Raw genomic sequence first — 23,161 nt, 5'->3', positions numbered from 1 at the left:
ATTACTGGACAAGCTCTTTCGTTTCTTCTAGTTTGACGGATACAAGCTTAGAAACACCTGACTCCTGCATAGTAACGCCGTAGAGCACATCTGCTTCTTCCATTGTTCCTTTACGGTGCGTAATGACAATGAACTGTGTTTCCTGGCTGTATTTCTTTAAATATTGCGCAAAGCGGAAAACATTTGCTTCATCAAGCGCCGCTTCGACCTCATCTAACACGCAGAATGGAACAGGTCTGACTTTTAAAATAGAGAATAGTAAAGCAATCGCTGTTAATGCTCTCTCTCCGCCTGAAAGCAGGCTTAAGTTTTGCAGTTTTTTCCCTGGCGGCTGCGCGACAATATCAACGCCAGAGTTTAGTAAATCGTTTGGATCTGTCAGCTTAAGATCTGCTCTTCCGCCGCCAAATAACGCTTGGAAAACTGATTCAAAATGCCCGCGAATTTGCGAGAATGTTTCAGAGAAGCGCTTTGTCATCTCTTGATCCATTTCTTCGATCACTTGGAATAATGTATTTTTCGCTTCTGTCAGATCGTTTCGCTGTTCTGTTAAGAAGAGATAGCGTTCATTTACTCGTTCATACTCATCAATGCTGCCTAAGTTCACTGTTCCTAGCTCTTCAATGGCTAATTTGATCAGCTTCACTCGTTTTCTTGCTTCATCTGGTGATAACGTCAGATGATACATCTCTTTTGCCCCTTCAAACGAAAGGGCATACTCTTCGTTCAAATAAGCGATGAGGTTGTCGAGCTCAACTTCCATACGGCCAAGCTTAATCTCTTCATCTTTTAAGCTTGTGGTGAGCTGCTTGTAAAGGCGCTTTTGCTCTTTCAGTTCACGTTCAGCAAATTCTAACGTTTCAGAAAGAGCCAGGCGCTGTTTACGACGCTCTGAAATAAGTGCGGTTGTTTTGTTTTTGTTTTCCAGTTTCTCTTTCGCCGCTTCTTCCAGCTGTTCTGCTCCGCTTGAGCTAGACGTCATTTCACTTGTTAAGAGTGACAGGTCTTCTTTTGTTTCCATCAGCGTTTGTTCAGCCTCTTCTAATTCGGCCATTAAGCTCGAAAGCTTTTCTTGTTCATTCGCTAAGGACTGCTCTTTTTTGGCCAGCGAGATTTTCAGCTCTGTTAATTCGGCAGAAATGGTTTCTTTCGTTGAGCTTTGAGTCTGCTTACGCTTTGTTAATGTATTGATCTCTTGATCAAGCGTGGTCAGTTTCTCCCCTATTGAAACTTCAAGGGCTGCCTGCGTTTTGTCCTTATCTGTAAGTTCAGTAGAACGCTGCTGCAATTCTTCTTTTTCTTGATCATAGAGTTCAAGGTGAGCATTAATATTTTTTTCGGCTACTTGCAGTTCGTATAGCTTCCCTTTGAGCTCTTGCTGCTTTTCTCGAAGGGTTTCTCCGCGTTGACGCAGTTCGTTTAATTGGCTTTCGTTTGCTGCAATCAATTGCTTCGTTTCTTTTGTTTCTTTTTCAAGGATCGTTGTTTTTTCTTCCATTTCAACGAGCTGCTTTGTTAATGTTTCGATCTCCCGGTTTCTTGAAAGAAGGGAGTTGTTCTTTTTCTTTACACCGCCACCGGTCATTGAACCGCCGGGGTTCACGACATCTCCATCAAGGGTCACGATGCGATAACGATGACCAAGCATTTTTGCCAGTTCATTGGCGCCTTTTAAGTCTCTAACGATAAGTACCGTTCCAAGCAAGTTCTGTATGACTTTTTGATACTTTTCATCAAAGGAAACAAGGTGACTTGCTACACCGATAAATGCAGCATGCTTCTCAGCTGTTTGGACGTCCCTATGCTGAATGGTTCGTTCTTTGATCACATTCATTGGCAGGAAGGTCGCACGTCCAAAGGAGTGCTGCTTTAAGTATGCAATTGCTTGTCTCGCAGCTGCTTCATTTTCTGTGACTACGTGCTGCGTTGCTGCGCCTAGCGCGATTTCAATCGCTGTCTCATGCTGCTGATCTGTTTGAATCAGCTCTGCAATGGCACCGTGAATACCGCCTAAACGCTCTTTTGCCTTTAAGACCTCTTTCACTCCTTGGAAAAAGCCTGAAAAGTCTTCCTGCATGGATTCTAGCATCTCTTTTTTTGATCTTGCCTGCTGCACATATTGATAGGCTTGGTAAAGAGCCGTTTCTTTTTTCTCGTATTGACGTTTCATTTGCTCAAGCTTTTGTTCCGCTTCCCTAAAGCGCTTGACCTGACCCAGTATGTCTTCTTCTAGTGCGGAAAGCTGCTGCTCAGCTTCTATTTTCTTTTCTTTGACAGACACACGTTCTTCGATGTGTTTTTGGTTGTTTTGCGTGAGCCGCTCCAGCTGCATGGCCGCTTGGCGCTGCTGTTCTTCTAGTAATTTACGTTCATTGCGGATGGTAGCCTGTTCATTAAGCAGATCAAAATAATCGCTTTTCAGCTGTTCAATTTGACCTTCCACATCTTCACTATGGAGCGACAGTTGATGCTGCTTTGTTTTCACTTCATCTTTTAGCTGCTGCACTTCTTTTTGAAGGCTGTCCCGCGTGATTTTCTGCTGCTGAATCTTTTCGGTTAACTGCGTCTGCTTTTCAGTTAAGCGAATGAGCGTTTCTTCTAGCTGTCCTTGGTTTGCAGCTGCATTTTTTTTCCGTTCTTTTAATACTTCTTTTTTTCCTTCAAGCTTTTCTAATTCCTCACTTGTGAAAAGAAGAACTTCTTGCAGGTCATTAATTGATTCGTCAAGCGCTTGAATGCGGTCTCTTGACTCTTCAATTTTGGCTTCTTTTGCTTGAATATCTGTGGACTGCTTCATTTCATCTTGTTTGAAGCGCTCGACAGCTTCACCAAGTGTTGTCCATTTTTCATGAAGTGCTTCGATGTCATGGACAGTTAAGGCAATTTCGACATTTTCAAGCTCTTCTTTTTTTTGCAAATAGTCCTTTGCAATAGATGCCTGCATTCTTAATGGTTCTACTTGATCTTCTAGTTCATGCAGAATATCTTCTACTCGGTTTAAGTTGTCCTGCGTTTCAAACAGTTTATTCTCGGCTTTTTTCTTTCTTGTTTTATATTTCAAAACACCAGCCGCTTCTTCAAAGATGCTTCTTCTCTCTTCTGCCTTGCTTGATAGAATTTCCTCTACCTTTCCTTGGCTGATGATCGAAAAAGCTTCTTTTCCAAGACCTGAATCCATGAAAAGATCAATAATATCCTTCAAGCGGACAGATTGATTGTTTATGAGAAATTCACTTTCTCCTGAACGATAGACTCTTCTTGTCACACTGACTTCGTGAAAATCGATCGGTAAAAAGTGATCTTCGTTATCTAATGTTAAAGTCACCTCTGCTAGATTGACTCTTTTTCTTGAGTCGCTTCCTGCAAAAATGATGTCTTCCATTTTTCCTCCGCGGAGGCTTTTCGCTGATTGTTCTCCAAGTACCCAGCGGATGGCATCGGTAATATTACTTTTGCCGCTTCCGTTTGGTCCAACAACAGCTGTGACCCCTTTGACAAAGTCCACGGTCACTCGCTGTGCAAAAGATTTGAATCCTATCACGTCTAAACGTTTGAGGAACATGAGAGTGATCCTCCTTATGTATTTAAAGTACTATCATCTTACCATATGAAGTGAAAAAAGATGATGGAAAACAGAGTGAAATCCCCCTGAATGACGAGGGGGATTTTATTGGTTCATATGATGTTTCTGCAATTTAGCAAGTGCTTCCTGTGCAGCATGCTGTTCTGCTTCTTTTTTAGAGCGGCCATTTCCAATTCCGAGCACTTCTCCGCGAAGGGATACATTTGCTTCAAATTCCCGGTTATGTGCTGGTCCTTTTTCATGCAGGATGTGGTATTCCAGTACACCTTTTCCATCGCGCTGAACGAATTCTTGCAGCTGGCTTTTAAAGTCCATGACGTGCGAGAACGCTCCATCGTTAATTTTCGGATAGACATAGGCAACTAGGAATCGTTCCACTGGCTCCAGCCCCTGATCTAAATAAAGTGCTCCGATAAACGCCTCGAATACGTCCGCTAAGAGTGCTGGGCGTTTTCTCCCGCCTGTCATTTCTTCGCCTTTTCCTAAAAGAACAAGGTCTCCGAAGGACAGCTCATGTGCCAGTGACACAAGTGACGGTTCACATACGATTGCCGCTCTCAGTTTCGTTAAATCTCCCTCGCTCATCGCTGGATATTTCGCAAATAAGAATTGAGAGATCGTCAATTCTAAAACAGCATCTCCTAGAAATTCAAGTCTTTCATTATCCTCGTATGGCTTTTTCCGGTGTTCATTCACATAAGAGGAATGCGTAAAGGCTTGATATAGAAGTTTTTCATTTTGAAAGTGTACAGAAATGCGCTGCTGGAACTCTCTAAATTGCTCTAGTTTTTTGCTCTGTTTCTGTTTGTCTTTATAGTGTTTTGGCATAGCAACCTCCAGGTAGGCTTAATCGCCTTTAAGGATACTGATTATATGGAGTCTCTCTTTCTACATGCAAGGAAACATTGCTCCTTAGCATCTGAAAAAGGCTGACAATTGATCAGCTGAATGTGTTGAAACTAACATAAATTTTCAAAGTCCCGTCATGAAAATAGACGGGACTTTGTTACGCTTATTGCTGGCTATTTATGTAGTTCACAGCGTCACCGACTGTTGCAATTTTTTCAGCATCTTCGTCAGAAATTTCCATATCGAACTCATCTTCAAGTTCCATAACTAGCTCAACTACATCAAGGGAATCAGCGCCTAAATCTTCTTTAAATGAAGCTTCCATTTTCACGTCAGCCTCATCAACGCCAAGGCGGTCTACAATAATTTTTGATACACGCTCTAATACGTCTGCCATTGCCTTTCACCTCCCCTCAAAGTATTATAGTTGATTCGTTTTTAAAAAACTAGAGAAAACCTAATGAAATTTTGATATTTCTTAGGACATAACCATTCCGCCATCTACTTGGATGGTTTGGCCTGTAATATAACCTGCTCCTTCTGAAGCTAAAAAGACAACGACGTTGCTAATATCTTCAGGTGCACCAAAGCGTGCAAGCGGGATTTGTTTGAGCATTTCAGACTGCACATTCTCATCAAGCTTGTCTGTCATATCTGTCGAAATAAAGCCTGGTGCTACTGCATTGACTGTAATATGACGGGTTGCCAGCTCTTTTGCTGTTGTTTTCGTTAACCCGATGACGCCAGCTTTTGCTGCAACATAGTTTGCTTGTCCAGGGTTTCCACATACGCCAACCACTGAAGCCAAGTTGATGATTCTTCCGCTGCGCTGTTTCATCATTTGACGTGTCACGGCTTTTGTACAGTTAAAGACCCCTTTTAAGTTTATGTTAATGACGTCATCCCATTCATTTTCTTTCATTCTCATGAGCAGGTTGTCCTTTGTGATCCCTGCATTATTGACAAGGATGTCAATTGAACCAAATGTGTCAATTGCTTGTTTCATGAGCGCTTGTACTTCTTCAGCATTTGAAACATCAGCTTTAACGGCAAATGCCTGCTGGCCAAGTGCTTTGATTTCGTCTACGACTTCATTTGCTTTTGCTTCGTTTCCAGAATAGTTGACGACAACATTTGCACCATTCTTCGCTAAATCGATCGCGATGGAACGGCCAATCCCGCGTGATGCACCTGTTACAACGGCTGTTTTATTTGTCAGCATCAAGAATCCTCCTTCAATGTTTGAATAGCTGCTTCAATTGTTTCCTGATCTGAAACAGAAATGGTTGTCAGGCGGCGATTGACCTTTTTCACAAGGCCTGAAAGTACTTTGCCCGGACCAATTTCAATAAACGTTGTCACGCCTAAATCAATGAGGCGTTCCACACTTTCTTCAAATCGAACAGGAGAATACAATTGTTCAATGAGCTTTGTCTCAATAGCATCACGAGATGTGACGATGTCTGCTGTTACATTTGAGATCACTGGTGTTTTGGCATCCGAAATGTCTAGCTTTGACAGAACATCTGTGAATTTTTCAGCGGCTGGTTTCATTAAGGCAGAATGGAAAGGTCCGCTCACTTCAAGGGCAATCGCACGTTTTGCGCCTTTTTCTTTCGCTTTCTCTGAAGCTAGTTCTACACCTTTTGCTGTACCAGAGATGACGATTTGACCAGGACAGTTTAGGTTAGCGAGTTCTACAAGGTGACCGCTCTCTGTCACTTCTTTTGTCACTTCTAGAAGCGCCGCTTGATCTAAGCCAAGAATCGCTGCCATGGCGCCTTCTCCTGCTGGAACAGCTTCGTTCATTAATTCGCCGCGCTTTCTTACTGCATAGACAGCACCTTGAAACGAAAGTGCGCCTGCTGCAACGAGGGCCGTATATTCACCAAGGCTATGTCCTGCTGCGTAATCTGCTTTGATTCCGCTCTCTTCAAATTTCTTTAAGATGGCGATACTTGTCGTTAAAAGAGCTGGCTGCGCATTATAAGTGAGCGTCAGTTCTTCTGCATCTCCTTCAAAAATCATCGAAGATAATTCAAAACCGAGGGTCTTGTCTGCTTCTTCAAATACAGCTTTAGATACTGCTTCTTGGTCAAATAAATCTTTTCCCATGCCAATTTTTTGAGAGCCTTGGCCAGGGAATAAAAATGCAATTTTAGTCATGCTGCTTTACCTCCATTAAGACTCGTTCGTGGTTTCTTTTTGGACTTCTTGATGAATGATGGCTGAAACGTCTTTTTCTACGATATCACGTGCCTGACGAATTGCATGAAAAATGGCGTTTTCATCAGAGGAGCCGTGTGCTTTAATGACAGGTGCTTTTAAACCAAATAAAGCGGCACCGCCATATTCGGAGTAATCCATTTTAGACTTCATCTGCATCAATTTCGGCTTCATCATGCCAGCTGCTATTTTTGCTGTGAAGCTGGATGTTAATGTTTCTTTCAGCATTTTAAATACAGAAAGGGCTGTGCCTTCAATCGTTTTCAAGGCGATATTTCCTGTGAAACCATCTGTGACAACAACATCAGCAACACCTTCTAGTAAATCACGAGACTCCACATTTCCTACGAAATTCAAGTCTGATGCTTTTAATAATTCAAAGGTTTTTTTCGTGAGATCGTTACCTTTTTTATCTTCTGTTCCTACATTTAACAATCCAACGCGCGGATTGCTCTTTGGAAAGACACGCTCTGCGTAGATTGATCCCATCATGGCATATTGCATTAGGTGTTCTGGTTTCGCATCAACGTTTGCGCCGACATCCAGTAATAAAAACCCGCTGCCATCAAGTGTTGGCAGTGTTGGAGCAAGTGCCGGTCTGTCTATGCCGTCGATTCTGCCTACGATAAACAATCCTGCTGTCATGAGAGCTCCAGTATTTCCTGCTGAGATGCAGGCATCTGCACGTCCCTCGGATACTTCCTGCGCCATTTTCACCATAGATGAATCCTTTTTACGTCTAACTGCACGCACTGGTTCATCTGTCGGTTCAATGACTTCTTTTGCATCTAAAATCGTGATGCGCTCGTTATTTGTTATGTATGGTTTGATTTTGTTTTCATCGCCGACAAGTGTAATCTCGATATCTGAAAATGCCGTTAAGCTTTTTTGCACACCGTCAATAATGGCTTTAGGGGCATGGTCTCCCCCCATTGCATCGACTGCAATTCTCATATTACGTGCCACCTTTTACTTTTGTTTTGAGCGATACATGACGAAGTCACCTGAGAAGACAACTTCCTCACCGACATAGCTGTTTACTTCAACTACAGTTCTGCCTTTTTCTTTATCATGTGAGGCTACTTTAGCTTTTGAGACGACTCGTTCGCCTTGTTTAACCTGCCTTGTAAATCTGATATTCGCTTTTGCTGTCAGCGCCAGTTCATCGTCGATGACGGCTACTGCGAGCGAATTAGCCTGGGCGAAGAGATGATGTCCCCTGGCAATTTGATTTCGGCTAAATACATGCTCTTTTCTCACTTCTAAAATGGAAATGGCTTGGTCATCAAGCTCTACATCAATCATTTCTCCAATCACTTCATCCAGCGGAAGTGACTTCACTTCATCCTCTAATGTCTTTTCGGCCACATGCTTAATTCTTTCGCGTAATTCAGGAATCGACAGTTCCAAACGATCAAGACGAACCGTTTGAATGCTTACACCGAATTTACTTGCCAATTCTTCATCAGTAATGAACGGAGTCGAGCTGATCGTTTGCTGGAGAAGCTTTTGACGTTCTTTTTTATTTAGTTTCATATGCAGACACCATCCGTACATTTATGACTAGGTACTAATAGTAGTATATAATCTCATAGATGATAAATCAATCCTTGTTTCAAAAAGACAAGAAAATTCCTCCAGCGCTTGATCAGCTTAATTTATCTCCGCCCAGCACCCCGCTGTCTACCAGCGTTTGCCGAAGTTCTTTGTATTCGGGATCTGTCCAAAATGCGTCTGATTGCACAAGTTCTGCCGCATCTTTTCTAGCGGTTTCCAGCGCTCTGTAGTCATGAACCATATCTGCTACTTTAAATTCAGGCATTCCGCTTTGTTTTTTACCGAAGAAATCGCCGGGTCCTCTTAGTTCTAAGTCCTTTTCTGACAGCTCAAAACCGTCGGTTGTTTCGGACATGATCCGCATCCGCTCTTTCCCCGTTTCTGATTTTGGATCCGCCATTAAAACACAAAATGATTGATGCTCTCCGCGTCCAACCCGGCCTCTGAGCTGATGAAGCTGAGACAGTCCGAAGCGGTCTGCATCATAAATGACCATGATAGTCGCATTCGGTACGTTGACCCCGACTTCAACGACTGTGGTTGAAACGAGAATTTGAACTTCATTTGCTGTAAAGTCTCTCATCACCTGATCTTTTTCATCACTCGCCAGTTTCCCGTGCATTAAGCCGATCGACCACTTACCGCGGTAAGCCTCTGTCAGCATACTGTGGACATCGATCGCATTTTGCACATCCAGCTTGTCTGATTCTTCTATGAGCGGACAAATAATATACGCCTGTCTTCCTTTTCTCAGCTCTTTATCCACAAATGCAAGAATCCTCTCAAGCATGTCATGCTTGACCCAATACGTTTCGATCTGTTTTCTGCCGGCTGGTAATTCATCAATGACGGATACGTCCATTTCTCCAAAAACAGTGATTGCAAGTGTTCGCGGAATAGGTGTGGCAGTCATAAACAAGACATCTGGGTCCTGCCCTTTACTTCTTAGTTTTTTTCGCTGTTCTACGCCAAACCGGTGCTGCTCATCTGTGATAACAAGACCGAGCTGCTGAAATTCGACTTCGTCTTGAATGAGCGCATGCGTACCGACTAATATATCAATCTCGCCCTCTTTTAGACGTTCCAGCAATTCTCTGCGGCGCTTTCCTTTCACAGAGCTTGTCAGAAGGGCGATATTCAGTCCCCATTTTTCAAACAGCTGGTAAAGTGAATCTGCATGCTGTTCTGCCAAAATCTCTGTTGGGACCATTAATGCACCTTGATAGCCGGATAAATGAGCGGCATAAAGTGCAATGGCTGCAACAGCTGTTTTCCCTGAGCCTACATCCCCTTGAAGCAGACGGTTCATCCGGTACGGGGATGCCATATCAGACATAATTTCATCAAGCACTCTTGATTGTGCCTTCGTCAGCGGAAATGGCAGGCTGTGAACAAACTCAAAAACAGCCTCTTTGGAAAACGGATGCTGGATGCCTGATGTTTTTTCTCGCTCTTTCTTTCTGATTGCCTGCATCTTCAACTGAAAGATGAGAAATTCCTCGTACACAAAGCGGCGTCTTGCTTGCTTGAGCGAGTCTCTTGTTTCTGGCAGGTGAATGGTTTTTAATGCTTCCTGATAGGACATGAGTTTATAGGTAGAGACAAGTTGCTTTGGCAGTGGATCTTCAGCTTTGTCTACATAAAGTGACAGGGCCTGTTTCACAAAGCGTCTCATCATCTTCACGGTTACATTTTCTTTTACTGAATAAACAGGCTCTATACTGCCATCTTGCTCGTGCGTCCCTTTTTTAAATTCCTGCACCATGATGGATTGACGGTTTTTATCCCATTTCCCAGTGACGGATACTGTATCACCTAAAACAAGGCTTCGTTTTAAATAAGGGCGATTGAAGCAAATCGCTGTGATGAGAAAACGCCCGACAAGCAGCCTGAATGTCAGCCTGCTTCGTTTTTTTCCATAATAGGTGAGGACGGGCTCACTGTGCACTTTCCCTTCAACTGTGACACGTTCATCATGCTTAACTTCTTCTAAATTACGAAGCTCATAGTCGTCATATCGATAAGGAAAGTAGCCAAGCAAATCGGCTACTGTATAGATTCCAAGTTCATTGAGTGTTTTTTCGGTTTCTTCTCCAATCCCTTTGAGGACAGAGACATTATCTTGCAGTTTCTGTATCACGAGATGAGGTCACACCTCCGAAAATCTTCTTTTCAAGCTCTCTTGCTGTCGGTGTTGCAGCAAGTCCGCCTTGTGCTGTTTCACGAAGTGCCGTTGGCATGGTTTGACCGATTTTATACATCGCATCAATGACTTCATCACATGGAATACGGCTTGTGATGCCGGCAAGTGCCATATCTGCTGCGATCATCGCATTTGATGCACCCATTGCGTTTCGTTTTACGCACGGTACCTCGACAAGTCCAGCTACTGGGTCACAAACAAGTCCAAGCATATTTTTCAGTGTAATCGCCATCGCTTCAGCAGATTGCTGAGGTGTACCGCCTGCCATTTCGACAATGGCTGCTGCCGCCATACCTGATGCTGAACCTACCTCTGCCTGACAGCCGCCTGCTGCACCAGAGATGCTCGCATTATTGGCCACAACAAAGCCAAATGCGCCAGAGGTGAATAGGAATCTGACCATTTGTTCCTTAGTTGGCTTTAATGTTTCTTTTACTGCAAATAACGTACCCGGCACAACACCTGCTGAGCCTGCTGTAGGCGTTGCACAAATCGTCCCCATTGCGGCATTGACTTCATTCGTTGCCACTGCCTTACTGACAGCATCTAATATTGTATGTCCAGACAGCGTTTTGCCTGATGCGATATATGCTTGAAGCTTGACCGCATCTCCGCCTGTTAAACCTGATAATGATTTCACACCTTTCAGCCCGTTTTCTACGGCCTGTTCCATCACTTCTAGGTTGCGGTACATCTGGGAGAAAATATCTTCACGTGACTTCCCTGTCACTTCCATTTCTTGCGCGATCATTATTTCTGAAATGGAGGTATTCCGTTCTTCTGTTAGCTGCACGAGTTCTTTGACGTTTTTAAACATCATTCATAACCTCCTTGTTGTTACTCTGCAATTTGTGTGACTTGAATAATGTTTGGCAGCGTTTCAAGCTCTGATAGGACAGCTGGGTCAATATTTTGATCCACTTCGATGGTCATCAGAGCCTCTTGCCCGACATCTTTACGTGCCACTTCCATATGACCGATGTTGATGGCGAATTTCGCTAACACATTGGCCACTGCTGCAATCGTGCCGTAGCGATCGTTATGAACCACAAGAATGGCAGGATGATTTCCTGAAAGCCTGAGCTCAAAGCCATTCAGTTCAGTGATTTCAATTTTACCACCGCCGATGGAAATCCCGATTAATTCAAGCTTTCCATTTGCATCTGATATCTCTACTTTTGCTGTATTCGGATGCGCTGGCACCGCATCTTCTTCTTTAAATTCAATGTCGATCTCTTTGCTTTTTGCAATATCAATCGCTGTTTTGATGCGTTCATCAAATGTATCAAAGTCAAGAACACCGCCGATAATGGCGACATCTGTACCGTGTCCTTTATACGTATCTTTAAAAGAGCCATAAAATGAAACGACAATTTGTTTCGGTTCTCTTCCAAATAAGCTGCGAGCCACTCTTCCTATACGAGCCGCACCCGCTGTGTGCGAACTTGATGGACCAATCATGACGGGTCCAATAATATCAAACACACTTCTAAATTTCATAGGTCTTCCCCTCTCATAACCACTCACATATTGGTTTGGTTCTTTCTTTAGACTAATGGATTCATTCGTTTCCCGCAACTCATTTCACCGTTGAATCACTAGTAAAAAATTGCAAAAGAAGAAGAAGGGCTTTATTTGCCCTTCTTTCGTTATTCAACAGCCAAAATATATGAATAAAGCGGCTGTTTTCCATCGTGGACTTCAACTTCTACCTCTTCAAATGTTTCTTCAATAAAGGCTTCTAACGCATCCATCTCTTCAGATGATGCATCTTCCCCTTTAATGATCGTGACAATCTCATCATCTTCTGTCACCATTTTGGTCAAAAGCTCTTTTGCTGCATCTAATTGATTTTTCGCGGTTAAGGTAATTTTCCCGTTAAAGAGACCCATATAATCGCCTTTGGCAATATCAATACCATCAATTTGGGTATCTCTTACTGCAAAGGTAATTTGGCCGCTTTTCACGTGGTCAATCGCTTCTAGCATCGCTGCTTCGTTGTCTTCATTTGAAGCTGCTTCATTTAGAGAAAGAAGTGCCGACATTCCTTGGGGAACGGTCTTCGTCGGAATGACAACGACCTCACGACTTGAGACAGTTGCCGCCTGTTTCGCTGCCATGACAATATTAGAATTATTAGGTAAGATAAAGACGGTTTCGGCATGTACGCTTTCAATTGCTGTGACAATGTCTTCTGTGCTCGGGTTCATCGTCTGTCCGCCTTCAATGACGACGGAAGCTCCGATACTTTTAAACAAGTCAGCAATTCCTTCTCCCATTGCGACACTGACGACTCCAAAGCGCTGTTTTTCAGCAGCAGGTGCCTTTGGTGCAGCGGGCGCGTGTTCTCTTTCTTCGTTCACAATCGAGCTATGCTGCTCTCTCATATTTTCAATTTTCATATTGATCAGGCTGCCGTAGCGCTGTGCATAGGATAAGACATCTCCAGGCTGCTCTGCATGAATATGAACTTTCGCCAGCGTTTCATCAGACACCACAAGAAGTGAATCTCCGAATTCGCTTAAGTCTTCTCTGAAGGCATTCTCATCAAAGGACTGTTTGTCTTCTTCAAATTTCACCATAAATTCAGTACAATAACCAAATTCGATATCTTCAGTGTTCATATGGCTTTGTGCACTTTTATGATGCTCTGCACTGACAAGTTCTTTTAACGTTGGCAAAGAGGCCGCTTTCAGATGGAGGTCCTCTCCTCTTAATGAAGCAAGGAAACCTTCATATACGCACAGAAGTCCTTTACCCCCACTATCGACAACGCCCACTTCTTTTAAAACAGGAAGCAGATCTGGCGTTCGATCAAGTGATGCTCTCGCTTCCTCAATCGTTAACTCAAGAACGCGGTCAATGTCATTTTCTGCTGCTGAAACAGCAACCGCTTTCTTTGCTGCATCCTTTGCAACCGTTAAGATGGTCCCTTCAATCGGTTTCATCACGGCTTTATATGCTGTATCAACACCTGCCTGTAAGGCAAGGGCAAATTCTTTTGCATCAATCGTTTCTTTTTGTTCAATATGTTTACTGAAACCTCTAAAGAGCTGTGAAAGGATCACGCCTGAGTTTCCTCTTGCGCCCATCAACAGCCCTTTTGACAGGGCCACGCCGACCTTCCCAATATGATCGGTATTTGTTTCTTCAACTGCTTTTGCCCCTGAAGTCATCGACAAATTCATATTTGTCCCCGTGTCTCCGTCTGGCACTGGAAAAACATTTAACGCATCAACAATTTGTGCGTTTTGAGAAAGATGGTGAGCACCTGCAAGAATCATTTTTGCAAATGAGCGGCCATCAAGATTTCTAATAGACAATATATTTCCTCCTTACTACGGGTTCGTAACTCTTACTCCTTGTACATAAATGTTGACCGAATCAACAGAAAGTCCAACTGTGTGAGAAATCGTATATTTGACTTTCGTTTGAACATTATGTGCGACTTCTGATATTTTTGTACCGTAGCTGACGATGATGTACATATCAATATGAATGCGGTCTTCTTTTTGACGCACAAGAACACCCCGGCTGAAGTTCTCTTTGCGGAGAATATCCGTCAAGCCGTCCTTGATTTGATTTTTGGACGCCATCCCAACAATACCATAGCAATCGATCGCAGCGCCTCCTGCCACCATTGCAATGACTTCATTTGATATATCAATTTGTCCGTATTTCGTTCTAAGTTCAATGGACACATTGGTTCCCCCTTTTTGAGAAATTGCCCTGAGTTATCACTATTTTACTATAAGACCCTTCTTTTTAAAAGAAATCATTCAATCCGACCCAATCCTACTTATACTATAGCCTTGATTTTTTATCAAGATGTCAAGGTATTTTTCTTGAAAGAGGAGTAAACAATCCTTGCAAACCCCTTGAAGCTGTGGTAAATTATTAAAGTATCTTGAGGCATCTCTAAGTACGTATATGAAGAATATGATGATGTTTTCGCAGTTAGGAGGGAAACAAATGGCACGTAAATGCGTTATTACAGGCAGAAAAACAAAAGCTGGGAACAACCGTTCTCACGCAATGAACTCTACAAAACGTACATGGGGTGCGAACCTTCAAAAAGTTCGTATTCTAGTGGACGGTAAGCCTAAAAGAGTATATGTATCAGCTCGAGCTTTGAAATCTGGTAAAGTTGAGCGTGTATAAGCAAGAGTAAACGCCTGCTACAATTCATTGTAGCAGGCGTTTTTATGTGGAAATAAAGGAGATTACTCATTAATCTTTCTTAAATGAACCAAGCATCGCACGGACAATGCCGCCAAGAAATCTAGGCAGTTTGATTGTATAAAATTTCATTTTGTCCCCCTCCTAAAAGTACCGCTTGCAGCACAATTGAGCTTAATCAGCCATCCACATTGATAGGTTGGTCAATCTTTGCTTCTTACCATTATTAATATGCCTTCATGAAAAGAAAAAGTACCATTTGAGTGGATGAGTTCGTTACTAATACATAGTGTGGAACCAGGCTCAATATGACAATTTTTCAGAGGATATTTGAAACCTTTTAATGTCAGCTTTTCAACCGGTGTTCCAAAGGGTAGAAACGACACATATTTTTTATCCTGATCTTCTTTTATTTCGTATGTACCAGGTTCAAACATTTGAATGATATTTTGTTTATCTACAAGGGTGATATTCTGCTTGTGCTGAATCCCTTTGTAAAGAAGATGGATATTTCCTAGAAAATGATCAGCCCTTCCTCCCGTAATACCGTAGATGTAAATATGTGCTGGATGCTGACTCAATGCCCAGTTCAGTGCAAGCTCTAAATCGGTTTCATCCTTTTCAGCTTGAAATACATTCAGGGCAGGCAATTTTTCTTTCAGCTCCCGAAGCTCTTCTTCTGTCACACTGTCAAAATCACCAAAGGCTTTGGCAGGGATGATGCCTTGCTCTAGTAAGAAGAGGGTTCCACGGTCTACACCAATCCAGAGAATATCCTTCTGTGATGCTTCATGTTCAAGTGGCGGAATGTATTCAAAAGGACCGCCGGCTACGATATGTATGTGCATGATATACGCTCCTCTCTATATAAAAAGAACCAAAGATCACAATGACTTTGGTTCCTTTCTTTACGCTTCTCGAATTGCCTGGATCGCTGCTGCGCGGTTGTCTTTACCGTATACCGCTGAGCCCGCTACAAGTAAATTAGCGCCTGCTTCTTTGCAATCCTTTGCAGTTTCTACATTGACACCACCGTCTATTTCTATCAGTAAATCGGTTAAGCCCTTTTGTTCACTCAGTGCTTTTACTTCTTTTACCTTCGTGAGAACAGATGGAATAAATGCTTGTCCCCCAAAACCAGGATTTACCGTCATGAATAACACAAGGTCCACATCCTCTAATACATGCTCAATGTGAGAAACAGGTGTGTGAGGATTCAAGACGACCCCTGCTTTTACACCTTGTTCTTTAATGTGCTGTATTGTTCGGTGTAAGTGCGGACAAGCTTCCACATGAACAGAAATAATATCAGCGCCTGCTTTTGCGAATGCAGGAATATACCGGTCTGGCTGCTCAATCATTAAGTGAACATCAAGCGGAAGACGCGTATGCGGTCTAATCGCTTCGACAACATTCGGCCCAAATGTCATATTCGGTACAAAATGACCGTCCATGACATCGATATGAATGTAATCCGCACCGCCTTGTTCCACATCACGGATATCTTTCTCCAAATTGGCAAAATCTGCTGATAAAATGGAAGGGGCAATATAAACCATGATTTAGTACCTCGGCTTTCTGTCTTTGATTTCAGTTAAAAACTCTAAATAATGCTGATAACGATACTCTTTGATTTGATCATGCTCGACCGCATCTTTTATCGCACACCCAGGCTCTTTCACGTGCAGGCAGCCTCTAAATTTACAATCTGCACTCCGCTCTCTGATGTCTAAAAAGTATAGACCTAGATCTTCTGCTTCGATCCCAGTAAATTCGAGCGAGCTAAAGCCAGGAGTATCTGCAATGAGCCCGTCTGCTGTTCGAATAAGTTCAACATGCCTTGTCGTATGCTTTCCTCGTCCGAGATGGGATGAGATATCATTTGTTTTCAGCGCCAATTCAGGACTCATCGCATTTAAAAGGGAGGACTTGCCTACACCAGACTGACCGGCAAATACAGTGATCTTATTGTGAAAATGCGGGGTCAGCTTCTCAATGCCATCTCCTTCAATCGTAGAGGTTAAATGAACCTCATAGCCCATTTGCCGATAGTCGTCTGCATATGCCATGATCGTTTCACGCTCTTCGTCTGTTTTCAATAAGTCCATTTTAGTGATGCAGATAATCGGCTCAATATGATTGGCTTCAACAAGCACTAAAAATCTGTCTAAAAGTGATGTGCTAAAGGTTGGTTCTGCTGCTGAGAAAACAAGTACCGCTTGATCGACGTTACTAATAGGCGGACGAACAAGTTCGTTTGTCCGTTCTTTTACTTCTAATAAGTAGCCTTCTTTATCGTTGTCTGCTTGATACACGACATAATCTCCAACAAGAGGTGTGATTTTGTTTTTTCGAAAAATGCCTCTTGCTCTGCACTGAACCACTTTTCCACTTTCTTGTGACTCATCCAGCACATAGTAGAATCCACTTAATGCTTTAATAATTTTGCCCTCAGGCATAAAGTCCCTCCTTTATTCATCATCAGGGTATTCGATCGTTTTAGAGCTTACGACTTTATCATCAACCGTCACTTGATAATATCCTTTTTGACCTGGTTCAATCTTAAACTTAATGGTCCGCTCAGTCGGCGCAGTGATTTTAAAGCTTTCATATGAATCAGAGATGCTATGCTCCGCATCATCAATGGAAATTTGGACATTCATCTCCTGCCCTTCCGTTTCTGGTTCATAAGGGATCGCAATCTTTTCAGTCACCGTTTTGGCTGGTTTTTCCTTCGGTCCAAGAGAGAATGTAATCTTAACCGTATCACCTGGTTTAACAGCAGTTCCTGCTCCTGGTTCCTGCTTCATGACCTCGCCTTTTGGCACATCGTCAGAATGCGCTTCTTTTTCATCAAGCTTTAATCCGTTATCCTCTAAATAATTCGATGCCGCCTGCTTACTATACGTCGTTAAATCACGTAATGTAATATCGGCAGGACCTATGCTGACAGTCAACGTGACTTCTTCATCTGCTGCTACAAGCTCTGTATTCGCTGAAGGATTCTGTTCCATGACAATCCCAGATTCGGTGTCATTATCATTCACTTCCTCCACAACGACCTGTTTAAACCCTTTTTTCTCTAATAATTCTTTTGCTTTATCGACCTTTTCGCCTGTAACATCAGGTAATTCGGTCTTTTCCTTGCCAGTACTTTCGTAAAGCTGAATTTCTGTCCCTTCTTTTACCTTTGTGCCGATTTTCGGATCTGTTTTGACGACAAGCCCTTTTTCAATTTTCTCATCAGCGATCTCAATTGGTTCCGAAGCGACGGTGAACCCAGCTTTCTTCAAGGTATCTTCTGCTTTTTCAACCGTCATGCCAGATACATCCGTGACCTCAACATCTTTTGGAAAAAGCAGCCCTGGAAACACAGTGATGGCTAAAATCGTCGCAGCGGTCAAAATAAATAAGATGGATGCCACAATCCATGGCCATTTTTTTCGTTTCTTTTTCGGCTTTTGTTTCTCTTTTTTCTTCGGTTTTTGAGCCGGGTGGACAGCTGTTTTTTCATTGTCTTGATCGATTAGATGATCTTGAATGATTGGGATCGCTTTCGTTGCTTCATGGTCTTCTTCAATGACAAAGCGTTTTTCTTTTAATCTGGCTGGATCGAAAGCGGTTTTTAAGTCTTTTTGCATTTCAGATGCATCTTCATATCGATAAAATGGATCTTTGGCCATCGCCTTTAAAATGATGTTTTCCACGCTTTGTGGAACAGAAGGATTCCATCTCCTCACAGATGGAGGCTCTGATTGCAAATGCTTCAGTGCGACACTGACAGCCGATTCCCCTTCAAATGGCATGCGTCCTGAGATGAGTTCATAAAGCACAATCCCAAGCGAATAGATGTCTGACTTTTTCGTTGCAAGACCTCCGCGTGCTTGTTCTGGAGACAAATAGTGCACGGAGCCTAGGACAGAATTTGTATGGGTAATGGTCGCTGAGCTGAGTGCCATGGCAATCCCAAAATCAGTGACTTTGATATTCCCCATATTGTCTATTAATATATTGTGAGGCTTAATGTCACGGTGGACGAGCTGTTTCGCATGGGCTTCTTCCATCGCCGCAACGACTTGCTCCATGATGCGAACGGCTTCTTTCGGATGAAGCGGGCCATTGGCGTGTATGTATTCTTTCAGCGTCATCCCCTCGACATATTCCATCACAATATAATAAATATCATCTTCTTCCCCTACATCGTAGATGCTGACAATATTCGAATGATCTAAGCTTGCAGCTGATTGCGCTTCCCGTCGGAATCGTCTAATAAAATCATCATCGCTCGCAAAGTCAAACCGCAAAATTTTAATCGCTACTTCGCGATCTAAAATCATATCCTCCGCCAAATAGACGTTTGCCATTCCGCCTCCGCCTATGACGCGAAGAATCTGATAACGGCCGCTGATCCTTTTTCCGATCAACACTTGCTGTCACCCTCCTCTGGCTGGGAGGAGATTTCTAACAGTACTGCTGTAATGTTATCTTCACCGCCGTTGTCATTCGCTGTTTGAATTAACTCTGTTACTTTTTCCTCTGGTGCGTTCGTTTGCGTTAAAATATGAATCAAATTCTCTTCTTCTACTTTATTCGATAGACCATCTGAGCAAAGCAGGATTTGATCTCCTGGGTCCACTTCAAAGGTGCGTGCATCAATTTGAACACGTTTATCTGTTCCTAATGCTTTCGTGAGCACATTTTTTCTTGGATGATATTCTGCATCCGCTTTTGAAATTTCACCTGTTTTCACAAGTTCATTCACAAGTGAATGATCATCCGTTAATTGGGTCAGCGCTCCTTCTCTTAGCAGGTAGCAGCGGCTGTCTCCAATATGCGCAATTGTGACCGTTTGCAAATGAACGAGCGCACACACAATGGTCGTCCCCATTCCTTGGCACTCCTCATTGTTTTTCGCATGTTCATATACTTGGTCATTAATGTCACTGATTTTTGAGATTAACCAGCTTTCTTGATCGGCTGGCTTTTCTGGAATTGAAGATGTTTTTTCCCAGTATTCTTTCAAAGAAGAGACTGCCATCTTGCTGGCGACATCACCAGCAAGATGACCTCCCATGCCGTCTGCTACAACAGCGAGAAGTGAGTCTTCTTTTGCTTCAAAAATACCTGCATCATCTTCATTATGCTGACGGACTTTTCCTGTATCGGTTAGAAAGGCTGCCCTTATCAACATTCGTCACCTCGTCTCTTCCTGACGCTCCTTCGCTCTTAGCTGACCGCAAGCAGCATCAATGTCATGGCCTTGCTCTCGTCTAATCGTTACGTTTACGCCGCGTTCTTTCAGCGTTTTTTCAAATAGGAAGATTTGTTCTCTAGGTGTTCTCACATAATCTCTCTCTGGTACATAGTTCACCGGAATGAGGTTTACGTGGCACTTGATTCCTTTTAAAAGGTCTGCAAGTTCTTCCGCATGGTGAACTTGATCATTTACTCCGCCAAACAGGCCGTATTCAAAGCTGACACGTCTACCCGTCTTTTGAATGTAGTATTCAATGGCTTCCATTAATTTTGGCAGCTTATATGCCTTATTGATCGGCATCAGGCGGCTTCTGATCTCTGTGTTCGGTGCGTGCAGAGATACAGCAAAGTTGATTTGCATTTGCTCATCAGCGAATTGATAAATCTTTGGAATGATTCCGCTTGTCGAAACTGTAATATGACGTGCACCAATATTTAAGCCGTTGTCATGGTTGATGATTTTAAGGAAGGCAAGCATTTCTTCAAAGTTATCAAACGGTTCGCCAATTCCCATGATGACAACAGAGCTGACTCTCTCATCTGTTTCGTCAAGTGCCTGCTGCACTTTTAATACTTGTGCAACGATTTCTCCCGCTTCAAGGTTTCGTTTTAAACCGCCAAGTGTAGATGCACAGAATGTACAGCCAATTCTACAGCCAACCTGAGTCGTGACACAGACAGAGTTTCCATATTCGTGACGCATAAGCACTGTTTCAATTGTATAGCCATCATGCAGTTCAAATAAAAACTTGATCGTTCCGTCCTGAGACGTTTGTTTGATCACGGTTTTTAAAGTTGTGATTGTAAATTGATCTTTTAATTTTTCTCTTAAATCTTTGGAGAGGTTAGACATTTCATCAAAGGATGTCACACGTTTCTCATAAAGCCACTCAAAAATTTGAGCTGCGCGGAAAGGCTTTTCGTCTTGTTCTTTTAACCATTCTTTCATTTCGTGAAGCTCAAATGAATAAATCGACGGCATATCTGTTTTCAGTTCTTTTCTTACTTTTTGTTCTGTCATTTTTTATCCCTTCTTTCTCATGCTGCAAATAAAGAAACCATCTGTTCCGAAATAATGAGGAAGAATTTGTACACTTCCGTTTTGAACAAACGGAGCAACCTGCTCAGGCAGCCGTTCATTAAGAGATAGATCGGGTTCGAAGTCTTGGTGTTCTTGTAAAAACGCATGAATCACTTGTTGATTTTCTGTTGGGTCCATTGTACATGTACTATATACAAGGGATCCGCCAGGCTTTAAAAGCGGAGCTGCTTCTTTTAAGATTGCCTGCTGAATAGCAGCAAGCCTTGCTGAGTCTTCTGGAGACTTAGTATATTTCATATCTGGTTTTCGTCTGATGACGCCAAAACCAGAACACGGCGCATCAATCAGAATACGGTCAAATGAAGCTTCGCTGTAATAGTCTTTCGCTTTCCTCGCATCAAGCGCTTTTGCCTCAATCTGAGTAAGGTTCAGGCGTTTTGCTGCTTGTTTGATGAGTTTCACTTTGTGTTCATGTAAATCAAGTGAAACAATTTGTCCTTCGTCGTTCATACGCTCTGCGATATGTGTTGATTTTCCGCCTGGAGCCGCACAGGCGTCAAGCACTGTTTCTCCCGGCTGAGGGTCTAGTGCTCTTGCGACAAGCATTGAGCTTTCATCTTGAATGGTCACATAGCCTTCTTGAAAAGAAGGGGTTGAAACGATGGACCCTTTCATCAGCTTGAGTGCATCTTCAGATAAGTCGCCGAGCTCCGTTTCGATTCCGGCATCCAGCAGTTCTTGCTGCAGTGCCGCGCGGCCGGTTTTCATTCGATTGACACGGAGTGTTTGCTTTGGCGGTACTAAATGAATGCGGCACATGCTTTCTGCCGCTTCAAATCCGTACGACTGAACCCATTCCTGCACGAGCCATAATGGGTGGCTTGTCTCAATTGAAAGCCGCTTGACCGGATCTTTGATGTCATCAAAAGCCGGAACACCTTCTCTTTGCACGGAACGAAGAACGCCGTTCACAAGTGAAGAAATGCCCTTGTGCCCTCTCTTTTTCGTTAGCTCAACTGCTTCATGGATGGCTGCACGGTCTGGAATCTTTTCAAGGTAGACCATTTGATAAAGAGACATCCGCAAAAGCTGCATGACCCATGGAGCCACCTTTTGCGGTTTTTTCACAAATGGTGCCAGCATATAATCTAATGCCAGCTTATTTTGCAGTGTACCGTACACAAGCTCTGTTAAGAGCGGTTTGTCCTGATCTGCCAAGTCTTTGTCTTTCATGACTGACTGCAAAAGCAAATTACTGTAAGCTTGGTTTTGTTCGAGTTTGATTAAAGCGTCCAGCGCTACTTCTCTCACATTACTTTTCTTCATTCATTAACCCTAATTTCTGTCCAATTTCGATATTTGCGCCTCTTAAGAAGTCTTCGCCGCTCATTTTTTTCTTACCAGCTGGCTGCACACCTGTTAATAAAAGGCCTTGCTTATTCCCAGTTCCAATGACCGGACCTTCTTTTTGAAGCTCAATCACTTTCCCAGGTTCTTCTTGCACTTGAAGTGGAACTTTTTTCGCTTCCCATACTTTTAGATGAGCCCCGTTCCATTCAGTATAGGCAACTGGCCATGGATTTAAGCCGCGAACTTGGTTGTAAAGCTCTTCTCCGGTCTTTGTCCAGTCTAACCTTTCTTGCTCTCGCTTTATATTAGGTGCGTACGTTGCCGCTTCTTCATTTTGCGGAATTGGAGAAATAGATCCGCTCAGAACATTTGGCACAGTATCTTTCAGCAATGCGGCGCCTGCTACACTTAATTTGTCATGTAATGTACCGACATTGTCTAATTCGTCGATTTCTACTTCTACTTTACTGATCATGTCCCCTGCATCGAGTCGTTCCACCATGTACATGATGGTGACGCCTGTTTTCTTTTTACCTTGAAGGATCGCATAATGGATCGGCGCGCCGCCTCTTAGTTCTGGCAGCAGTGAGGCATGAACATTGATACAGCCAAACTGAGGTTCATCCAGTAATCGTTTTGGTAGAATTTGTCCAAATGCCGCCGTTACAATTAAATCGGGCTTTAATGAAAGCACTTTATCAATTTCTTCATCAAGACGCACCTTTTCAGGCTGCAGTACAGGAATGCCGTGCTTTAAGGCTTCTACTTTCACAGGAGGCGGTGTGAGTACTCGTTTTCTGCCTTTTGGGCGATCTGGCTGCGTGACGACCCCGACAACTTCGTATCCTTCTGTTATGAGTGTTTGCAGCACAGGTACTGAGAAATCAGGGGTTCCCATAAATACAATACGTGCCAT

General features: G+C 43.0%; 22 protein-coding genes. 1 reads left to right on the top strand and 21 read right to left on the bottom strand.

The features are described 5' to 3' along the window. Position 1: 1 nt before the first annotated feature. The 12 genes from smc to C6Y06_RS08530 all read right to left on the bottom strand — a co-directional run bounded on the left by smc (position 2) and on the right by C6Y06_RS08530 (position 14,119). A complete protein-coding gene (gene smc / locus C6Y06_RS08585; RefSeq protein WP_066030918.1) occupies positions 2 to 3,562 on the bottom strand; it encodes a chromosome segregation protein SMC in 3,561 nt (1,186 codons plus the stop codon). A gap of 105 nt (positions 3,563 to 3,667) precedes the next feature. Continuing rightward, positions 3,668 to 4,411, bottom strand: a complete 744-nt coding sequence (gene rnc, locus C6Y06_RS08580; protein WP_060596236.1) for a ribonuclease III — start codon at positions 4,409 to 4,411, stop codon at positions 3,668 to 3,670. Positions 4,412 to 4,595: 184 nt separating this feature from the next. Next, positions 4,596 to 4,829, bottom strand: coding sequence for an acyl carrier protein (gene acpP / locus C6Y06_RS08575; RefSeq protein ID WP_003212028.1), 234 nt, complete (start codon positions 4,827 to 4,829; stop codon positions 4,596 to 4,598). 81 nt (positions 4,830 to 4,910) lie between these two features. Next, positions 4,911 to 5,654 (bottom strand): 3-oxoacyl-[acyl-carrier-protein] reductase, encoded by a 744-nt coding sequence (gene fabG / locus C6Y06_RS08570; protein ID WP_060596235.1) that lies wholly within the window; start codon positions 5,652 to 5,654, stop codon positions 4,911 to 4,913. Continuing rightward, positions 5,654 to 6,598: an ACP S-malonyltransferase gene (gene fabD / locus C6Y06_RS08565; protein WP_060596233.1), complete on the bottom strand. Its 945-nt coding sequence runs from the start codon at positions 6,596 to 6,598 to the stop codon at positions 5,654 to 5,656. The genes fabG and fabD overlap by 1 nt, the downstream gene beginning before the upstream one ends. A 15-nt stretch (positions 6,599 to 6,613) precedes the next feature. Continuing rightward, entirely contained in the window at positions 6,614 to 7,612 is a 999-nt protein-coding gene (gene plsX, locus C6Y06_RS08560; protein ID WP_034662420.1) for a phosphate acyltransferase PlsX, read from the bottom strand. A gap of 15 nt (positions 7,613 to 7,627) precedes the next feature. Beyond that, entirely contained in the window at positions 7,628 to 8,194 is a 567-nt protein-coding gene (gene fapR / locus C6Y06_RS08555; RefSeq protein ID WP_024424199.1) for a transcription factor FapR, read from the bottom strand. Between the two features lie 112 nt (positions 8,195 to 8,306). Then, on the bottom strand, positions 8,307 to 10,355 hold the full coding sequence (gene recG / locus C6Y06_RS08550; RefSeq protein ID WP_060596232.1) for an ATP-dependent DNA helicase RecG: 2,049 nt from the start codon (positions 10,353 to 10,355) through the stop codon (positions 8,307 to 8,309). Next, positions 10,333 to 11,235, bottom strand: a complete 903-nt coding sequence (gene sdaAA, locus C6Y06_RS08545; protein WP_034663849.1) for an L-serine ammonia-lyase, iron-sulfur-dependent, subunit alpha — start codon at positions 11,233 to 11,235, stop codon at positions 10,333 to 10,335. Before sdaAA ends, recG begins: the two co-directional genes overlap by 23 nt. A 20-nt stretch (positions 11,236 to 11,255) precedes the next feature. After that, the gene (sdaAB, locus tag C6Y06_RS08540; RefSeq protein ID WP_034662425.1) at positions 11,256 to 11,918 is read right to left on the bottom strand and encodes an L-serine ammonia-lyase, iron-sulfur-dependent subunit beta; all 663 of its coding nucleotides are present in this window, start codon (positions 11,916 to 11,918) and stop codon (positions 11,256 to 11,258) included. A 149-nt stretch (positions 11,919 to 12,067) separates the two neighbouring features. Continuing rightward, positions 12,068 to 13,741, bottom strand: a complete 1,674-nt coding sequence (locus tag C6Y06_RS08535) for a DAK2 domain-containing protein (protein ID WP_060596227.1) — start codon at positions 13,739 to 13,741, stop codon at positions 12,068 to 12,070. 15 nt (positions 13,742 to 13,756) lie between these two features. After that, on the bottom strand, positions 13,757 to 14,119 hold the full coding sequence (locus C6Y06_RS08530; RefSeq protein WP_003211680.1) for an Asp23/Gls24 family envelope stress response protein: 363 nt from the start codon (positions 14,117 to 14,119) through the stop codon (positions 13,757 to 13,759). 271 nt (positions 14,120 to 14,390) lie between these two features. Between C6Y06_RS08530 and rpmB the strand changes: the two genes are divergently transcribed. Further along, on the top strand, positions 14,391 to 14,579 hold the full coding sequence (gene rpmB, locus C6Y06_RS08525; RefSeq protein ID WP_003212514.1) for a 50S ribosomal protein L28: 189 nt from the start codon (positions 14,391 to 14,393) through the stop codon (positions 14,577 to 14,579). A 69-nt stretch (positions 14,580 to 14,648) separates the two neighbouring features. Here rpmB and spoVM read toward each other — a convergent pair whose 3' ends face one another. The 9 genes from spoVM to fmt form a co-directional block, all read right to left on the bottom strand. Then, a complete protein-coding gene (gene spoVM / locus C6Y06_RS08520) occupies positions 14,649 to 14,729 on the bottom strand; it encodes a stage V sporulation protein SpoVM (protein ID WP_008354550.1) in 81 nt (26 codons plus the stop codon). 71 nt (positions 14,730 to 14,800) lie between these two features. Beyond that, positions 14,801 to 15,445, bottom strand: coding sequence for a thiamine diphosphokinase (locus C6Y06_RS08515; RefSeq protein ID WP_060596226.1), 645 nt, complete (start codon positions 15,443 to 15,445; stop codon positions 14,801 to 14,803). 60 nt (positions 15,446 to 15,505) lie between these two features. Next, the gene (gene rpe / locus C6Y06_RS08510) at positions 15,506 to 16,156 is read right to left on the bottom strand and encodes a ribulose-phosphate 3-epimerase (protein ID WP_060596225.1); all 651 of its coding nucleotides are present in this window, start codon (positions 16,154 to 16,156) and stop codon (positions 15,506 to 15,508) included. Between the two features lie 3 nt (positions 16,157 to 16,159). Beyond that, a complete protein-coding gene (gene rsgA / locus C6Y06_RS08505) occupies positions 16,160 to 17,056 on the bottom strand; it encodes a ribosome small subunit-dependent GTPase A (protein WP_060596224.1) in 897 nt (298 codons plus the stop codon). Between the two features lie 12 nt (positions 17,057 to 17,068). Then, positions 17,069 to 19,024 carry a Stk1 family PASTA domain-containing Ser/Thr kinase gene (gene pknB / locus C6Y06_RS08500; RefSeq protein WP_060596223.1) on the bottom strand — a complete coding sequence of 652 codons (1,956 nt, stop codon included), beginning with the start codon at positions 19,022 to 19,024 and terminating at the stop codon, positions 17,069 to 17,071. Further along, complete coding sequence (locus tag C6Y06_RS08495) at positions 19,018 to 19,788, bottom strand: Stp1/IreP family PP2C-type Ser/Thr phosphatase (protein ID WP_034662439.1); 771 nt, start codon at positions 19,786 to 19,788, stop codon at positions 19,018 to 19,020. Before C6Y06_RS08495 ends, pknB begins: the two co-directional genes overlap by 7 nt. Positions 19,789 to 19,791: 3 nt before the next feature. After that, positions 19,792 to 20,874, bottom strand: coding sequence for a dual-specificity RNA methyltransferase RlmN (gene rlmN, locus C6Y06_RS08490; RefSeq protein ID WP_034662441.1), 1,083 nt, complete (start codon positions 20,872 to 20,874; stop codon positions 19,792 to 19,794). A 3-nt stretch (positions 20,875 to 20,877) separates the two neighbouring features. Continuing rightward, complete coding sequence (gene rsmB, locus C6Y06_RS08485) at positions 20,878 to 22,221, bottom strand: 16S rRNA (cytosine(967)-C(5))-methyltransferase RsmB (RefSeq protein ID WP_060596222.1); 1,344 nt, start codon at positions 22,219 to 22,221, stop codon at positions 20,878 to 20,880. Further along, complete coding sequence (fmt, locus tag C6Y06_RS08480) at positions 22,208 to 23,161, bottom strand: methionyl-tRNA formyltransferase (protein WP_060596221.1); 954 nt, start codon at positions 23,159 to 23,161, stop codon at positions 22,208 to 22,210. Before fmt ends, rsmB begins: the two co-directional genes overlap by 14 nt.

The sequence above is a fragment of the Bacillus sp. MZGC1 genome (genome assembly GCF_002998605.1).
Lineage (GTDB): Bacteria > Bacillota > Bacilli > Bacillales > Bacillaceae > Bacillus.
The sequence above is the reverse complement of the archived record's forward strand: the minus strand, read 5'-3'. Positions and strand labels throughout refer to the sequence as shown.

What these genes read in the sequence shown, in the direction of transcription:
- rpmB (WP_003212514.1), top strand. Translation starts at nt 14,391, where the DNA reads ATGGCACGTAAATGCGTTATTACAGGCAGAAAAACAAAAGCTGGGAAC.
- rsgA (WP_060596224.1), bottom strand. Translation starts at nt 17,056, where the DNA reads ATGCCTGAGGGCAAAATTATTAAAGCATTAAGTGGATTCTACTATGTG.
- rsmB (WP_060596222.1), bottom strand. Translation starts at nt 22,221, where the DNA reads ATGAAGAAAAGTAATGTGAGAGAAGTAGCGCTGGACGCTTTAATCAAA.
- spoVM (WP_008354550.1), bottom strand. Translation starts at nt 14,729, where the DNA reads ATGAAATTTTATACAATCAAACTGCCTAGATTTCTTGGCGGCATTGTC.
- smc (WP_066030918.1), bottom strand. Translation starts at nt 3,562, where the DNA reads ATGTTCCTCAAACGTTTAGACGTGATAGGATTCAAATCTTTTGCACAG.
- plsX (WP_034662420.1), bottom strand. Translation starts at nt 7,612, where the DNA reads ATGAGAATTGCAGTCGATGCAATGGGGGGAGACCATGCCCCTAAAGCC.
- fabG (WP_060596235.1), bottom strand. Translation starts at nt 5,654, where the DNA reads ATGCTGACAAATAAAACAGCCGTTGTAACAGGTGCATCACGCGGGATT.
- rnc (WP_060596236.1), bottom strand. Translation starts at nt 4,411, where the DNA reads ATGCCAAAACACTATAAAGACAAACAGAAACAGAGCAAAAAACTAGAG.
- sdaAA (WP_034663849.1), bottom strand. Translation starts at nt 11,235, where the DNA reads ATGTTTAAAAACGTCAAAGAACTCGTGCAGCTAACAGAAGAACGGAAT.
- rlmN (WP_034662441.1), bottom strand. Translation starts at nt 20,874, where the DNA reads ATGACAGAACAAAAAGTAAGAAAAGAACTGAAAACAGATATGCCGTCG.
- fabD (WP_060596233.1), bottom strand. Translation starts at nt 6,598, where the DNA reads ATGACTAAAATTGCATTTTTATTCCCTGGCCAAGGCTCTCAAAAAATT.
- acpP (WP_003212028.1), bottom strand. Translation starts at nt 4,829, where the DNA reads ATGGCAGACGTATTAGAGCGTGTATCAAAAATTATTGTAGACCGCCTT.
- fmt (WP_060596221.1), bottom strand. Translation starts at nt 23,161, where the DNA reads ATGGCACGTATTGTATTTATGGGAACCCCTGATTTCTCAGTACCTGTG.
- C6Y06_RS08515 (WP_060596226.1), bottom strand. Translation starts at nt 15,445, where the DNA reads ATGCACATACATATCGTAGCCGGCGGTCCTTTTGAATACATTCCGCCA.
- rpe (WP_060596225.1), bottom strand. Translation starts at nt 16,156, where the DNA reads ATGGTTTATATTGCCCCTTCCATTTTATCAGCAGATTTTGCCAATTTG.
- C6Y06_RS08495 (WP_034662439.1), bottom strand. Translation starts at nt 19,788, where the DNA reads ATGTTGATAAGGGCAGCCTTTCTAACCGATACAGGAAAAGTCCGTCAG.
- sdaAB (WP_034662425.1), bottom strand. Translation starts at nt 11,918, where the DNA reads ATGAAATTTAGAAGTGTGTTTGATATTATTGGACCCGTCATGATTGGT.
- fapR (WP_024424199.1), bottom strand. Translation starts at nt 8,194, where the DNA reads ATGAAACTAAATAAAAAAGAACGTCAAAAGCTTCTCCAGCAAACGATC.